Origin of the sequence: Stieleria marina (assembly GCA_007741555.1) — a bacterium.
GTDB lineage: Bacteria > Planctomycetota > Planctomycetia > Pirellulales > Pirellulaceae > K23-9.
The window spans coordinates 4,880,436-4,898,736 of record CP036526.1; the positions used below are offsets into that span (position 1 = coordinate 4,880,436).

General features: G+C 56.4%; 3 protein-coding genes (1 of these 3 running past the window's edge). 2 read left to right on the forward strand and 1 reads right to left on the reverse strand.

The annotated features are described in order from the left end of the window. Both K239x_RS17290 and K239x_RS17295 read left to right on the forward strand, forming a co-directional pair. Positions 1-14,013, forward strand: partial view of a VCBS domain-containing protein gene (locus K239x_RS17290; RefSeq protein WP_145419475.1) — the 3' portion only. Its footprint begins 13,635 nt before the window's first position; only the last 14,013 of its 27,648 coding nucleotides appear in the window; its start codon lies off the left edge, out of view; it ends in the stop codon at positions 14,011-14,013. 340 nt (positions 14,014-14,353) lie between these two features. Beyond that, positions 14,354-16,798, forward strand: coding sequence for a diguanylate cyclase (locus K239x_RS17295; RefSeq protein WP_419189087.1), 2,445 nt, complete (start codon positions 14,354-14,356; stop codon positions 16,796-16,798). 93 nt (positions 16,799-16,891) lie between these two features. Here K239x_RS17295 and K239x_RS17300 read toward each other — a convergent pair whose 3' ends face one another. Next, positions 16,892-17,953, reverse strand: coding sequence for a transaldolase family protein (locus K239x_RS17300; protein ID WP_145419476.1), 1,062 nt, complete (start codon positions 17,951-17,953; stop codon positions 16,892-16,894). Between the last annotated feature and the right edge of the window lie 348 nt (positions 17,954-18,301).

Genomic DNA, 18,301 nt, shown 5'->3' on the forward strand with positions numbered 1-18,301 from the left:
CCGGACGATTCGGGAGCTGGCGTGATCTACCGACTGCGAGGTGATTTCAATCAGGGTGCAGTCGTTGTTAATGGTGTGGCACTTGAGAAAGAAGACACCTTCACTCAAGCAGACATCGATGCCGGGTTAGTCGTCCTGCACAGCTCTGGCGCGCAAGACGGCGTAGAAACTCTTCGCTTGGCAATCAATGATGGTGGGGAAGATGGCACGGGAGAATCGAACATCAATTTCGTCGTCACATTTACCGACACGAATGATTCGCCAGTCGCAGCCGATGACCCCGCTGGCACTGCCGCGAATCTTGCCGGTGACCCTGACACCATTGGTTTCTGGAAACTAAGTGAGTCTGCCGGGACAACTGCCGGCGATGAATCCGGTAGCAACAACGGCACATACAACAACGTCACTTTGGGGGCGACCGGCGTCACCGGATCAGACACGGCGGCTGATTTCAATGGCAGCGATAGCTACGTTGATCTTGGCAATCTAGATGTTGCCGGCAGTGGGATCACGATGGCGGCGTGGATCAACGTGGACAATTTTGGCGGCGGCGATGGACGAATCTTCGGCAAGTCCGATGGCGCTTTCAGCGATGACCACACGTTTATGCTCAGCACCTATGACTCCGGAGCCGACAATTTCCTTCGCCTGCGACTGTCGGCCGGTGGATACACCGAAACCCTAATTGCCAGCTCCGCGACCAGCATGGCCACCGGCCAGTGGTATCACGTTGCTGCGACTTATGATGCCGTAACCGGCGACATGGCGATCTATCTAAACGGCCAGCAAGTCGAATTTGCCAATCACAGCGTTGGCGGAGCGGTCGACCAAGACCCATCTCGCAACGTTTGGATTGGCGGAAATCCAGCGGGCGGCAATTATCTGGATGGCCGAATCGACGAAGCTTTGTTGATGCAGCGGGCGATGACCGGCAGTGAGATCGCGGCGTTGGCCGAATTATCCGCGCCCGACTATGGCGTTACTGAAAGTTCGACGCTGATAGTCGACGCCGCCAATGGACTGCTACAGAACGACAGCGATGCCGATGGAAACGCGCTGACCGTGACGGAAATTAACGGTGTCGGCGCCAACGTCGGCAGCCAATTTGCAATCGGCCAAGGCGGCTTGCTGACCGTCAATGCCGACGGCAGCTTCGACTTTGACACCAATGGTCAGTACGAAGATGTTGCCGATGGGGCAAACGTCAGTGAAACGTTTACTTACACGGTAAGCGACGGGAACGGCGGGACTGACACGGCCACCGCAACGATAACAATCAATGGTGAAAACGACGCTCCGACCACCGATACAAATACGGGTGCGACGGCTTCGGAAGGTGGCGGCATTGTTATCGACAGTGCAATGCTATCGTCCAGCGACATCGACAACTCGACGCTTGTTTACAACATCACTTCGATTCCGGGCAACGGTTTCGTCGCCTTGTCGTCTGCAAGCTCAACGCCAATCACTTCATTCACGCAAGCACAAGTCGACGCCAGCGATGTCATCTATTTCCACGATAGCACAGACACCACTAGCGATTCGTTCGACTTCACTGTCAGTGACGGCAGCGTATCGGACGGCGGCACGTTCAGCTTAACGATTGCCCCAGTCAACGATGCGGCGATCGCAGTCGATGACACCAACGTCATTTCCACCAATGAAGACACCGCGCAAACGTTCAACGTCCTTGGCAATGATACGGACAGCGAAAACGACACTCGCATCGTCACTCACGTCGATGGACAAGCGATCGCTGTCACCGAAACGGTCAATGTCACCAACGGCACAGTGACGCTGAATGCCGACATGACGCTGACGTTCACACCTGACGCCGACTACAACGGCGCGATCTCATTCGAGTATTCGATCAGCGATCGACCAACTTCAAGCGGCGCGGCTGGACAGTCATTATTGATAGAATCAACTTCCGATTTCGGAGCTCAACTGTTCTCCGTTGACTTGGATAGCGGCGAAAAGACCTACATCGGCGATTCACCCTTTGGCAGTTCCACAGCCATGGCGTTCGATACCGCCACGGATACCGCGTACTTTATCCGCAGCAATGGTGACGTTTACGCTTGGTTACGAACGGAACCTTTGTCCTCCGCAACCTTGATAGGCGACATCGAAGCTGGATCTTGGAGCGATGTAATCCCGGCAAGCTACAGCCAACAAACCGCTGCCTTCTACAACGGCTCGCTCTACTTGGTTCCTACGTCTAGTTCGGGCGATGACGCGCTCTACCGTATCGATTTCACCAACTCGACAACGATCAGCGATGTTGTCAAAGTCGCCGACCTGACCAGCGACGCGAATCCATGGAACAACAACTGCGACATCGCAATCGATGCTGCGACAGGAGTGCTATACGGCAGAGGCGACCTTAACGACACCGGAAACAGTCAGCGAACATCAATCCTGTACTCGTACGACCTAAACAACGATACCTATGCGGTCATCGCGACTACAACCTATGCGCATGACTTCGTTGACTCATCGAACAACGCCACAACCTATGGTGATTTCCGCGACGCCAGTACAGGTCTGACCGTCGGCGACGACGGAAAACTTTACGGCAGCAGTAGCCGAGGACTTGTAGTCGAAATCAACACGTCCGACGGCACGACAACAACTGCTTCGACCTTTGTGTCACAAGATAGCGACGGAGTCGCCGGGGGCGACCTTGCCAACGTCACGTCAACCGGAGCGATCACGACCGGAACAGTGACAGGCAACGTTAGCGCCGTCAACGACGCGCCGGTTCTGGATACAACCGACGATCTGAGATTGCCGACCATCACCGAAGACGATGTGAACAATGGCGGCCAAACCGTCGCGCAAATACTGGCCAGCGGTGGAGGCACTCCGATTTCGGATGCCGATTCTGGCGCACTTGAGGGCATTGCGATCACCACCCGCAACAACAGTCGTGGGATCTGGGAATACTCCACCGACGGTGGCACGAATTGGGGCAGTGTTGGAACGGTAACCGAAGGCTCCGCGTTATTACTGCGTTCCACGGACCTGATTCGCTTTGCACCCGATGGGCAAAACGGCAATCCGACGGATCGAACGTTTGAATTTAAGGCCTGGGACCAAACCAGCGGAGCCTACGGAACCAAGGTCGATACAACCACCGACGGCGGCACCACAGCGTTCAGCACCGCAATCGAAACGGTCTCTCTCACAACAACAGATGTCAACGACGCTCCCGTGCTGGACAATACCGCTGATCTGACACTGACCACTCAGGCTGAGGACGCCGGTGCTCCATCGGGTGCTGTTGGTACGGTCATCACCGACTTGGTGCAAACCGGCGGCAACGTGACCGACGTCGATGCGAGCTCACAGACCGGTGTCGCGATCACGGCGACCGACACGATCAATGGAACTTGGTGGTACACCACCGACAGCGGATCCAATTGGAACGCACTTGGCAGCGTCAGCGATTCTTCCGCCCGCGTGCTGAACGCCAACAGCACCACGCGGATCTACTTCCAAAGCGATGCTGATTTCAACGGAACGGTGAGCGATGCAATCACATTCCGTGCATGGGATCGCAGTTTTGGCGCAAACGGTTCGCTTCAGGATACCAGCACGAATGGCGGCACAACGGCATTCTCAACAGACACCGAGACGGCCGATCTGACGATCACCGCTGTCAATGATGCGCCGACCTTAACCGATGGATCTACCGTCAACCTATCGGGAACCAATGAAGATACAGTTTCGCTGGGTTCGTCGGTCGCCTCTATCTTCGCCAGTGCCGGCGGAAACGATGTGGACGCGGGTTCGATCTCGGCCATCGCGATCACTTCCGTTACAGGCAACGGCACTTGGCAGTACAGCACCGACGGCACCAATTGGACCAACTTTGGATCCGTTGCAGCGGACAGCGCCTTATTGCTAACTTCGACGTCGCAGGTTCGTTATAACCCAGACGGAATTAATGGTGAAACCGCGACCTTTGAGTTCCTTGGTTGGGACCAAACTGTGTCGACTGGATCCACGTTTGGTGCACCGAGTCTAGTAGACCCGTCGGGCAATCAAGGCGGAACGAATGAGTTTTCGACCGAATCTGCGACCGGGTCGATGGTCATCACTCCGGTCAATGATGCCGTGATTGCCGTCGCCGACACCGGCGATGCCACCGAATCGGGAGGCGTCGCCAACGCAACGCCAGGCCATGACGCCACCGGCAACGTGCTGTCCAACGACACCGAAATTGATCCCGGCGACACGCTGAATGTGACTGGTGTGGCTGCCGGAACCGTCGCCTCGGCCAACTCGGATGTCGCAACTAGCGTCACGGGCACCTACGGTGCGATCACTGTCAACGCCAATGGCGACTACGTTTACGCAGTCGACGAAAACAACGCCATCGTCCAAGCCCTGCGTACATCCGGTGATACAGTCACTGATACGTTTACCTACACCGTGACCGACAGCGGCGGCGCGAGTTCGTCCACGCAGATCGTCATCACGATTGACGGCCAGAACGACGCTCCCACCGCAGTAGCCGACACTGCAACCGCCGTGGAAGCGGGAGGACAGAACAACAGCGATCCGGGTACCGATCCAACCGGCAATGTGCTGTCCAACGATACCGATGTTGACGCCGGTGATACAAAAACCGTGATCGGAAATGTCGTGGGTGCGACGACCGGCGCGGTGGGTGCTTCGGTCAGCGGGTCCTACGGTTCGATCACAATCAACTCTGACGGTTCGTATAGCTACATCGTCGACAACGACAACGCCACCGTACAAGCACTGCGCACATCGGCCGACACGATTGATGACGTGTTCACCTATACAATCCAAGACGCCGATGGCGCGACTTCGTCGACACAAATCACGGTGACCATCGAGGGTCAAAATGACGACACCGGTGCGATCGACGACAACTTGACCGCCGTGGAATCCGGCGGTGTTTCCAACGCGACCGCCGGCAGCAATGGTGTTGGAAACGTCCTGGCAAATGACACCGACGTCGATGGATCCGACACACAAACGATCATTGGAGTCCAATCCGGCTCACAGTCGGTTGCATCGGGCAATGTCGGATCAGGCGTTGCAGGAAGCTATGGATCGTTGACGATTGATGCAGCCGGTAACGCGACTTTTGTGATAGACGAGAACCATTCCGCTGTCCAAGCACTGCGCATCTCCGGTGATACGCTGACGGAAGTTTTCACCTACACGATGCAGGACACCAGCGGCGCCGATTCCACCGCCGAAGTCACCATCACCATTACCGGACAAAACGATGCACCGACAGCCGTTGCCAACACAGCAACCGCCAGCGAATCATCGGGAATCAACAACAGCATCTCCGGCACCAACCCAACCGGGAATGTTCTGACCAACGACACCGATGTCGATGCAGGTGACACAAAAACGGTCGTCGGTGTCGACACAGGCGTCCAGGGTTCCACCAGCGGCAGTGTTGGAACGACCGTCACGGGAACTTATGGCGAGATCGTAATCAACGCCAATGGATCGTACACGTACACCGTCGACAACGCGAACACGGACGTCGAAGGCATGCTGGACGGCCAATCGCTGACCGAAACGTTCTCCTACACGATGGAGGACACCGACGGCTTGGAATCAACCACGCAGATTGTCATCACGATCCAAGGGCGTACCGACCTGCCGTTTGCTGAAGCCGACTACGACACGGCAGTCGAATCGGGCGGAGTCAGCAACGCCACGCCAGGAAGCGATCCGTCTGGGAATGTGTTGGCTAACGATTCGACCAACAATGGCAAAGAAGTCACAGGCGTCGACGCTGGCGTCACCGTTCTTGCAACCGGCGACGTCGGCACCAGCGTCGATGGCAACTACGGCAGCGTTGTAATTGATGCGAATGGCGATTTCACTTACACGCTCGACAACACCAACCCCGCCGTCGAAGCATTGCGGACCTCCGGTGATCACGTCACCGATATTTTCACCTACACGATGGAGGATGATTTTGGCAACACTTCCACGACCCAGTTGACCATCACCGTCGATGGACAAAACGATGCCATCATCGCCATCGCTGACGTAGGCACCGCCGTTGAATCCAGCGGACTGAACAACGGAACCGCGGGCAGTGACGCGACCGGCAATGTCGTCACCAACGACACGGACGTTGATGCGGGCGACACCAAGACCGTTATCGGCGTTCAGTTGGGCACCCAATCATCCACTTCCGGCAGTGTCGGCGCATCGGTCACCGGCAACTACGGCAGCATCGTTATCAACAACGATGGCAGCTACACGTATACGATTGACGAAGCGAATGCAGTCGTGCAAGGCTTGCGGACCACATCCGACACGTTGACCGAAACCTATTCCTACACGGTCACCGATACCGCGGGAGCATCCAGCACCAACCAGATCGTCATCACCATCCAAGGTGGCAATGACACGCCAACTGCCGTTGTCGATGCCGCTACCGCGTATGAAGCCGGTGGGGTTAACAACGGCAGCGCGGGCACCGATCCGACTGGGAACGTACTGACAAACGACACCGACGTTGATTCCGGCGATACCAAAACGATCATCGGTGTCGAAGCGGGCACCCAAGCCAACGCGAGCGGAAGCGTTAACGCGCCGGTCACTGGGACCTACGGAACCATCGCGATCGCGTCGGACGGTAGCTACACGTATTCCGTAGACAACGACAATGCCACGGTGCAAGGTCTGCGAACGAGCGGCCAATCCGTCACCGACACATTTACATACACATTCCAAGACACAGACGGAGCGACATCGACCACGCAAATCGACGTAACCGTTCGCGGTGCCAATGATGCCATCGTCGCGGTCGCCGACACGATGACCGCCACCGAAGCGGGCGGAACAGCTAACGGAACCGCCGGGACCAATCCAACCATCAACGTTCTGGACAACGATACCGACGTCGATGCCGGCGACACCCAATCCGTCTCTGGCGTCGCAGCGGGGAACCTAAGTTCGGCTACAGGCAGTGTGGGGTCTAGCGTCGCCGGTCTGTACGGGTCTATCCAAGTCGCATCAAACGGTTCGGCCACTTATGTCGTCGACAATAGTAACTCCGCCGTCCAGGCCCTACTAAATTCCGGCGAAACTTTGACCGACGTGTTTACTTACACCGTGCGAGACACGTCCGGATCGGAAACGTCGACCCAAGTCACCGTGACGATCGAAGGAGCCAATGACGCGCCCGTCGCGATCGCCGACTCAGGCACTGCCGACGAATCCGGCGGCAACGCAAACGCGACGTCCGGCACCAACGCTACCGGCGATGTACTGGCTAACGATGACTCAGTGGATATCGGTGACACCAAAACCGTGACCGGAGTCGCCACCGGAACGCAAACCAACACTTCCGGAAGTGTCGGAATCGGCGTGATTGGCGCCTATGGAACGCTGACGATCAATTCCGATGGCGGCTACACCTATGTCATCGACGAAACAAACACAGACGTTGAAGCTCTGCGGGCAACCAGCGACACGCTTAGCGAAGTATTCTCCTACACCGTCCAAGACGGTTCTGGCCTATCGTCGACCGCACAGATAACGTTGACGATTCGTGGAGCCAATGACGATCCAGTCGCGAATTTTGACACGGCCACCGCAGTCGAATCCAGCGGCGTCGCCAATGCAACTGCAGGCACCGATCCGACGGGCAATGTGCTGACCAACGACACCGATGTCGACGCGGGCGATTCACAAACCGTCACCGGCAACATTGTTGGCGCGACTACAGGAGCCGTTGGGACTTCGGTCGCCGGTTCTTATGGTTCCATCACGATCAATTCCGACGGCTCCTACTCCTACATCGTCGACAACAACAACGCATCGGTCGAATCGCTCCGAACGTCATCCGACACGCTCGACGACGTTTTCACCTACACCATCACAGACGCTGCGGGAGCGACCTCGTCATCGCAAATCACCGTTACCATCGAAGGTCGCAACGATGCCCCCGTCGCACAAGCCGGAGCATTGGCCGCGACTGAAGACGGCAGTGCTGTCGCAGGAACACTTACCAATTCCGACGCCGACTCCGGTGAGACGCACACCTACACGCTGATCACCAATACGGTCGAAGGTTCCGCAAGCGTCAATACCAACGGCTCGTTCACATTCGACCCCGGAGCTGATTTCCAAGACTTGGCTGTGGCCGAAACTCGCCAAGTCACGTTCACGTATGAAGTAGTCGACCTTGCGGGCGCATCCAGCCAAGCTAACGTCACGATCACGGTTACAGGAACCAACGACGATCCGGTTTTTAGTATCGAAACTGGCGATTCGGCGGCAGAAACTCTCACCGAAACCAACGCGGCATTGACCGGCGGAGGCCAGTTGACGCTGACTGACGTGGACTTGACCGACACCGTCACCAGTTCCGCTACCAGCGTCGCAGCCAGTGGAACCACCACCGGACTGGGATCGAATAACGCGACCTTGCTGGCCATGCTTACTTCGACTTCCAATGTGATCAATGGCAGCGAAACCAGTGGCACGGTCGATTGGAATTTCAATTCATCCTCGGAGTCGTTTGACTACCTGGCGTCCGGGGAATCGTTGACGCTGACCTATACAATCACAGCGACGGACAGCCAAGGTGCAACCAGCACTCAAGATGTCGTCCTGACCATCAACGGCACCAACGATGCTCCGGTGATCACTGACGGACCCGACAGCGTTGGCTTGGCAGCAAATGGCAGTGGCTTGTCCACCAGTGGCGATGTCACGGTCACCGATCTGGATCGCAGTGACATGGTAACGGCGGATGTGACTTCCGTGGCAGTCACGGGAACGGGCGCAACGAGCGTTCCGCCAGCGCTGGACAACGCCACGTTGGAAAGCTATCTGAGCGTTTCGCCGACGAACATTCTTGACGGAACCGAAACCACCAACACTCTCACTTGGGACTTCAATTCCGGCAGCGAAAACTTTGACTTCTTGTCGGCTGGAGAAACTCTCATTCTGACGTACGTCATCGAAGCGACTGACGACGACGCGAGCCCCGCGAGCGATTCGGAGACGGTGACCATCACCATTACGGGCGGCAACAATGCGCCGAATGTTTTCGTGGACGCCGGTGACAGCGCCGCCGAAACGCTGACAGAAACCGACACAACCTTAGCAACCTCGGGAACTCTATCGGTGACCGACGCGAACGTGTCCGATGTCGTGACGTCAAGCGTGACCGGAGTCGTCGCAGGCGGCACCACAACCGGCCTGGGCAGCGACAATGCAGTTCTTGTGGCGATGCTATCGTCCACGGCCAATGTGTTGAACAACTCCGAAACCGAAGACAACCTGACTTGGAGTTTCAACTCCGCCAGTGAATCGTTTGACTACCTCGCCGCCGGCGAAACCCTGACTCTGACTTACACGATCGAAGTCACCGACAGCCAAGGAGCAACAGACACGCAAGACGTTGTCATCACAATCAACGGCACCAATGACGCGCCTGTTATCACCGATGGCCCCGATACTTCTTCGCTAACCGAAACCGATTCCGGGCTCACCGACAGCGGGACACTAACCGTGACCGACCTGGATCGTAGCGACAATGTCACCAGCGATGTTGATTCGGTGACAGTAGCGGGAACGGGCTCGGCCAGCGTTCCTGGCACGCTTACCAACGCCACCATCGAATCGTTCTTGACCGTTTCGCCAACAGCGATTCTGGACAACACCGCAACCTCCGCGACACTGACATGGGATTTTGACAGTGGCAGCGAAGCGTTTGATTTCCTGGCTGATGGCGAGACGTTGATCCTGACGTATAACGTCAGCGTGACCGACGACGACGGCACGCCGCTTTCGGACACCGAAATGGTGACCGTCACGATTTCCGGCACCAATGATACGCCGAGCATCACCGTCGTCGACGCCACGGGCGCAGTCACCGAAGACGCCACGACACCGAATTTGACCGACAGCGGAAGCGTGACCTTTGCAGAGTCAGATGAAACCGATCTGATCAGTTCGTCGGTCGCACTGACCGCAACCACAACGACCGGTCCGGCGATTCCATCTGGATTGTCGACGGCACTCTCTTCGGCGCTAAGTTTGACTCAAACCGGCACCAACGACGGGACCATCGACTGGGACTTCTCCGTCGCGAACACCTTGACGCAGTATCTGGCTGAAAGTGAAACCGTCACAGCGACGTACACGATCACGGTCGCCGACGACAGCGGAACGGGAACCGACACCACAACCCAGGATGTCACCGTCGTTATCATTGGAACCAACGACGTTCCAACCATCACCGTTGTCGACGTGGCCGGTGCCGTCACCGAAGATGCATCAACACCGAACCTGACCGACTCGGGAAGCGTAAATTTCGCCGAAGTGGACGAAACGGACGTTCTAAATTCAACGGTAGTCCTCAGCGGTACCGCGACGACTGGACCAGCGATTCCCGCTGGATTGTCGACAGCGTTGACTTCAGCCCTCAGCCTGAATCAGATTGGAACCAACGACGGCGTCGTCAGATGGGATTTCAGTGTCGCCAACAACGAAGTTCAATATCTTTCGGAAGGAGAAACCGTCACCGCGACCTACGTAATTACAGTCAGCGACGACAGTGGAACCGGAAACAACGCGGCTTCCGAAAACGTGACCGTGGTGATTACGGGAACCAACGATACGCCAACCATCACAGTGGTGGACGTGACCGGCGCGGTGACCGAAGACGCTTCAACGCCGAATCTAACGGACAGCGGATCGGTTAGTTTTGACGAAGTCGATGACACGGACTTGCTTTCCTCTTCCGTCGCGATCAGCAATGCGACCACCACAGGCCCGGCAATTCCCGCAGGACTTGCGACCGCTTTGAACTCGGCTCTGACCCTGACTCAAACGGGCACCAACGACGGGAGTATCGACTGGGACTTTAGTGTTGCCAACAGCTTGACGCAGTATTTGGCCGAAGGTGAAACCATCACTGTGACCTATACGATCACCGTCACTGATGACAGCGTCACGGGTAACGACACCGTGACGCAAGACGTGACCATCACGATCACCGGAACCAATGACGCTCCGATCATCGCTGGCGGCCCGGATACGTCATCGTTGACTGAAGCAAACACGGGCCTGACGGACACAGGGACGCTGACGATATCTGACGTCGACACCACGGACACGGTCGTCGCAGCAGTCGACTCGGTTTCTGCTAGCGGGACAGGGAGCGTTCCACCTACGCTGGACAATGCGACGCTCCAGAGTTTCTTGTCGGTCACTCCGACCGCGATCCTTGATAGCACCGAAACCAGCGACACGCTGACCTGGAATTTCAACAGCGGAAGCGAAGCGTTTGATTTCCTCGCGACCGGCGAGACCTTGGTGCTAACCTACACCGTCAGCGCAACCGACGACGACAGCACGCCGCTTAGCGACACAGAAACGGTCACTGTTACGATCACCGGAACCAACGACGGACCGCAAGCGACCAACCTCAATGCTGCGGAAACCTTCACCGAAGACATCGCGCTGGACCTCACCGACATCGTCGTGAGCGATTCGGACGACGGCAACTTGGAGGTGACATTGACATTGTCGGACGTAGCGGCCGGGACGCTCAGTACGGGCACGACCGGTTCGGTCACATCAACCTTCACTGGTGGCGTGTGGTCGGCAAGCGGTGCGAAGGCAGATGTCAATGCACTGCTGTCGGCTTTGACCTTCAATCCGGCAACTAATTACGACACCGATTTTACGATTGCAACCAGTGTCGACGACGGCGAATCGGCTCCCGTCACGGGCGTGAAATCCTTCACCGCAATTCCCGTCAATGACGCACCCACGATTGCGGTCAACACCGGCATGACCGTCAACGAAGGCCAAGCAGGCGCGGTGATCACAACGGCGATGCTAAACGAAGGTGACGTGGATGATTCCGCGACCGGACTGACATATGCGGTCACCAACGTGACCGACAATGGCACACTTTCACTGGCTGGATTCGGCACACTGGGATTGAACGACACGTTTACCCAAGACGACATCGACAACAATCGCGTCACCTACACCCACGACGACAGTGAAACGACCAGCGATGCGTTCAGTTTCTCGCTGGCCGATGGCGGCGAAGACAGTGCGGCACCAGTCGCCGGCACGTTCAACATTTCGGTCACACTGGTCAACGACAACTCGGCCGTTGCGGTCGTCGACAACAACCCGGCCACGGAGATCGTGCTGGAAAATGCGGCTCCGGGAACCACGATCGGCGTCACGGCGTTTTCCAGCGATGCCGACACTGGCGACACGATTACGTATAGCCTGGACGACAACGATGGTGGTCGCTTTACAATCGACCCTTCCACCGGCGTCGTCACCGTTGCCGGCGCGATTGACCGCGAAGTCGATGGTGCGACACGAAACATTACCGTTCGGGCCACTTCAACGGACACCTCGTTCCAAACACGTTCGTTCGCGATTGCGATTACCGACGTAGACGAATTTGACACTTCCGCGACGGTGGACAGCGATGGTTCTGTTAATCAATTCGCCGAAAATGCCGTCACGGGAACGACCGTCGGCGTCACAGCATCGGCCGTCGACGCGGACGCGACAAACAATACGGTCACGTATTCCCTGGACGACAACGACGGCGGCCGATTCCAAATCGACCCCAACACTGGCGTTGTCACCGTCGGAGTAGCGTCGGACCGCGAAGCGGACGGAGCGATTCGCACGATCACGGTGCGATCCACTTCTAGCGACAGTTCGTTTTCCACAGAGAATTTTGACATTGCGATTATCGATGTCGATGAATTCGACATTTCAGGACTTAGCGACGCGGATGCAGCCACCAATGAAGTCGCCGAGAACTCGCCCATCGGAACGACCGTTGGTGTGACTGGATTTGCAGTCGACCCTGACGCGACGAACAGCCAGATCGCTTACACACTGGATGACGACGCGAGCGGCCGTTTCACGATCGACGTGAACACGGGAGTCGTGACGGTTGCCGGGGGCATCAACCACGAAGCCTTCCCGAGCCAATCGATCACCGTTCGTGCTACGTCGGCTGACGGATCCTCCAGTATAGCGACATTCACGATCGCTGTCTTGGATGTCAACGAAGCTCCCATCGCGGTTGACGACCAGTTTGTCACCACGGCATCTGCCACCGCAACCATTGACGCCGCTGACATCGTTAGCAACGACTCGGACATCGACGGCAATGCACTCACCGTTTCGGTGGTTGCAGGTCCCAGCAACGGCACCCTGAATGTCGATGCATCAGGAAACTTGGTCTACACGCCCAACGCAGGTTTCTTTGGTTCAGACAGCATTTTGTACCAAGCCTACGACGGAAGCTTGCTCAGCAATGTGGCGGAGATTCAGATCGAAGTCCAAGCGGTAACGCCGATCGAACCCGAAGAGCCAGAGGAGCCCGAAGAGCCGGAGGAGGAAGAGGAACAAGAAGAGGAAACGGAGGAAGAAACCGAAGAAACCAACGAAGAGGACGACGACTCCAGTTTGAATTCGTCGGACAACAACGGTGGCACCCAAACTGGCGGAACGCCGGCAACGGCCGCAGACGCTAACTCACCGAACTCGTCGAATTCCAATTCCACCTCGTCCGCCGTCAATCAATCCGAAACGTCGCAAGAGGCTCTGCTGGAAGAAGCCAGCCGATTGGTCCACGATGAAGCGTTTACGTTTTTACAGGCCAGATTCATATCGCTGGATGCAGCAAACGTGTCGACGACCGTAGAGCGACTGCTTCAGCTGGATCTTCAACAGGCAATCGTTTGGCATGAATGGGAAAACACCGTCGAAGAACTTGAGTATAAACCGTTTCAGTTAATGGTTGGATCGGCGGCTTCAGCGGCGGGATTGATTTCCGTCGGTTACCTCTTTTGGGGCCTCCGATTTGGAGCGTTCATGGCGGCGTTCAGTTCCGCTATTCCAACTTGGCGGTTGATCGATCCAACGACCCTGCTGACTGCCTACCGCGACGTCAAGTACGTCAAAGACGATTCGATCGAGCAAATTCTCTAGCTTGGTTGTTCAGGTTCCATCCCTAGCGATTGCTGGGAACCTAACGGTTGTCGGACAAGTTCAGCGTCGTTGCCACATTGGTAACGACGCAACCCTCCCAATCCACCGCGACGTCTTACTCGGCAAAAAAATTGCGTCGCCGTCTCTCGATGAAGGAATCCCCGCATCGAGAACTTCCAATCGGCACAATCGTCATTGACGCCTCACCGCATAAGGCTTTTGCAACCCGACGTGCAAGTCCCGCAGTAATTGTCTGCCGCGGTGTACTGATGGGTAAAACTTCTGCAGAGACCTCTCTCGTTGAGGCTCGCGCCAATTTTTACACCCGCGGACATTTCCCTTGGGAAAGATCTACTTCACATCGATTCGGCTTGCCTTCGCGCTAGTGTGCGTCGGTGCGAGCTTGATCTTGGGGGGACACTGGCTGGGACTGATTCCAGACAGTGCACCGGTGAAGCTGCGTGCGCGAAACGACATGACCGAAACGATCGCGATCAATGCGGCCGCTCATGTTCGCAAAAACCAATGGTCTGACCTAAAAACCACTCTCCAGACGCACGTTGACCGGAGCGACCAACTGATTTCGATCGGTGTGCGCAGCGACATGGGAACGTTGCGGATCGCCACCGGTCACCACGAAGATACTTGGCGACAGAGGGACGAAGAAAACAGTCGTGTCCAGGCATACAACGTTCCGATCACACTGAATCGCCGGCCTTGGGGTCAAGTCGAAGTCTGCTTTGCCAACGATCAGCCCACAGCAATGGGCAAAGCGATGGGCAACCCGGTCACTCGTTTGCTGGTGTATTTCTTTGTGGCCGGTTTGGTGGCGTACACGATTTTTGTCACGCGAATCATGCGCGTGTTTAATAGCACGCAAGTGGTTCCCGATCGAGTCCGTCAAGCACTTGATACGCTGGCCGAAGGGCTGTTGATTTTGGATGAGCAGGAAAAAATCGTCCTCGCCAACCAAGCGTTCGCTGAAAGCGTCGGGATGCAGTCCAGCGAACTGATCGGCGCGACCGCCAGCCACTTGCCATGGGAGCACATCGATGGCACGCCTGATTCAAGTTACCCTTGGACAATGGCGATCGACCAATTCGCTGTCAAAACCGACCATCTCTTGCGATTCAATCTGCCCGACGGGCAGCAGTGCATTTTCTCGGTCAACGCTGCTCCGCTGGGCAATGACGCGTCGCACAAAGGGACGCTGGCGACGTTCCGTGACGTCACTCATATCGAAAAGCACCGCGTCGAATTGGAATCGATGCTGTCGATGCTGCGAAGTAGCCGCGATGAAGTCGAACGCAAAAATGCAGAACTGGAAATCTTGGCCACTCAAGATGCACTGACGGGATGTTTGAACCGTCGCGCGTTCTTTGCTCGATTCGATCGACTGTGGGAAGCAGCAAAAAAAGCAAACGCGCCGCTGTCTTGCATCATGATCGACAATGACCACTTCAAAAACGTGAACGACACCTACGGGCACCAAGTCGGGGACGAAGTCTTGCGCCGAGTCGCACGAACCATTCGCGATCAACACGGCGAAAGGGGATTGGTCTGTCGCTACGGAGGAGAAGAATTCTGTGTCGTGCTGCCGGGATGCACCCTGGAACAAGCGCTGGACCTTGCCAACGAGACTCGCGAAGCGATCGCTGCGATTACGTTCGACGACCCCGCAGAATTGACACTCACCGCAAGCATGGGTGTGTCAGAAATGTGCTTCGAACCGGTCGACCCGCAGGAGATGATCAACCAAGCCGACATCTGTCTGTACACGGCCAAGCACCGAGGCCGAAACTGCGTGGTTCAGTTTGATCCCAATACGCCCGAAGGCGAAGCACTCGCCGAAACGACCAGCGAAGAAAACGCCAGCGAATTGTCATTGGACCGAATCGACATACCGTATCGCGCCGTGACCGCTTTGGTCGCCGCCCTTTCGTATCGCGATGCCAACACAGCCGAACATAGCCGCCGAGTCGCCGAACTGTGCAACCGCGTGGCTGATGACATTCTGGACCAACAGCAAATCTTTGTACTCGAAGTCGCCGCTCTTCTGCATGACATCGGCAAAGTCGGCGTTCCCGATCACGTACTGTTGAAACCAGGACCACTGACGCCCGAAGAATGGGAGATCATGTCGCGGCACGATCGTATCGGCGTCGAAATCGTGGCCAGCGCGTTCGACTGCAACGAATTGACCAACATCATGGGATCGCACCACGCGTTCTTTGGCGGTGTCGGTCGCCACGAAGATTTGCCGCAAGGACTGGATATTCCGATCGGCGGACGAATTTTGACGATCTGCGATAGCTACGACGCCATGGTGTCCGATCGTGTGTACCGCAAAGGATGTTCGCACCGTGACGCGATCGCCGAACTGCGCCGCTGTGCGGGAACACAATTTGATCCCGAAATGGTCGAACACTTCGCTCTGAAAATCACGCACAAACCAGTCTCGAGCACCGACAGCTGTTCGATCCGAAACAGCGAAGCCGCGATCCAAATCGGTTACCAAGTCGAACGACTGGCCGAAGCCGTCGATTCGCAGGATGCGTCGAGCATGAAAATGCTTGCCGCACGACTGAGCATGTACGCTCGCAACTGCAACCTGGAACCGATCGCATTGCAAGCGGACAAAATCGAGCATCAGATCGATGCCGACAACATTCAGTGGATCAATCTGCTGCGTGACACCTACGAACTTCTGGACATCTGCCGCTCTGCACAGAGCGAGATCCTGAACGAGACGCTCGAAGGCGCTCACAACGCCATGCAGAAGTAGTGCGGCCGCAATATTCCGGCAGCAACTTTCCGGCAGCAATCGTCCTCCAGGCAGTGTTGAACACGGCTGGGAATGCGATTGCTAACTGTCGCCTTAGCTAGTCGCTGAAAGTTGCTTTCGTTTTTCGGCGATCAATGCCAACAACTCGCGCTGCGGTTTGACAAACTTGGCAACCCCTTCGCTCATTAGCGTTTTGTGCAAATCAGCTGAATCGACTTTCGTGTCGATCTCTGCGATCACCGATGCGTCAGGGAGTTGATCCACCTGGCGGCTGAACGTCACGTCGGCCTTGGCGATGGCTTCGTTGGTAGCAGGTGGGTTGGTTTGGATGTCGCTGCCAGCGAGTGCTTCGACGTACTTCCAAGGTTTGTCCGCAGGGTCTTTTGTTCCCGTGCTGGCAAAGATCAGTTCTTGCTCCAACTTGAGTCCTTTGTCGGCCCAGAATTTTTGGTTGTCGGCCCATACGCGTTTGGCGTTGATTGTTCCGACCCACCCCTGTGCGTCGTCGGAAAGCTCCGGTGCGGCATCCTTGGTGTAGACGTCGATTCGCGAGATAAAAATGCTGTACACGCTTTTAAACGAATCCAACCCATCGGTACGTTTCTGTGCTCCACGCCAGATCGCTTCACGTGCAGCGGTGTACTGATCGGCGGTGAAGATCAATGTGACGTTGAGAGTAATGCCGGCGGCTGCCATTTCTTCCAGCGCGCCCAGACCGGCTTCGCTTGCAGGCACTTTGATCATGCGGTTGGGGTGACCAGCGGACCATTTTTTTCCAAGAGCGACATACTGCTTGATTCGGTCATCGATGCTGATGCCCAGATCGGGATCTTCCAGCAACGGATCCAATTCAAAGCTGACCCAACCCGCGTTCCCGGCCGTCGATTCGTACACCGATGTGAATTTGGATTCGGCTTCGCTGACCAATTTGTCGGTCAACGCCCATGCGACTGCTTCGTCGTCATGCCCTTCGGCCAGCAACGATTCAATTTCGCTGTCCAGGCCGCCGCCTTTGACGATTCCCGAGATAATGGCTGGATTGCTAGTCGCCCCTACGGCTCCATAGGCAATATTCTGATCCACTTCGGACGGTTCGACGGAGTCCAAATAGAGTTTGGTGCCGCAGTCGATAAGTGATTGAAGTGAGTCGGACATGGCAAGGTTTTCCCCGGCAAGGCGTTGAGCTGAAAAGTACGCCGATAGTATGCAGACGTCAGACGCTGCGCTACAGCCCCGACCGGTCGTTTTTGCCCCTGGTCGGCGAAATGGGGCCAGTATAATGGGTCCGATAACTGGCCTTCGCCGCTCATAGCCCCAGCCCTGTTTCCATCCATCGTCCCGTTCCTGACCTGACAACGGGTCGCAGGCACCTCGTGTTCCACCCTCGGCGCTGGCAAAAATTACGTCATCTGCACAGCCAGAACCGTATATTCAGCACGTCTTGCCAACTACGATGCCCGAGCTGCATTGAGCTAGCATGATTTACGTTTGGGCTGTAATTTA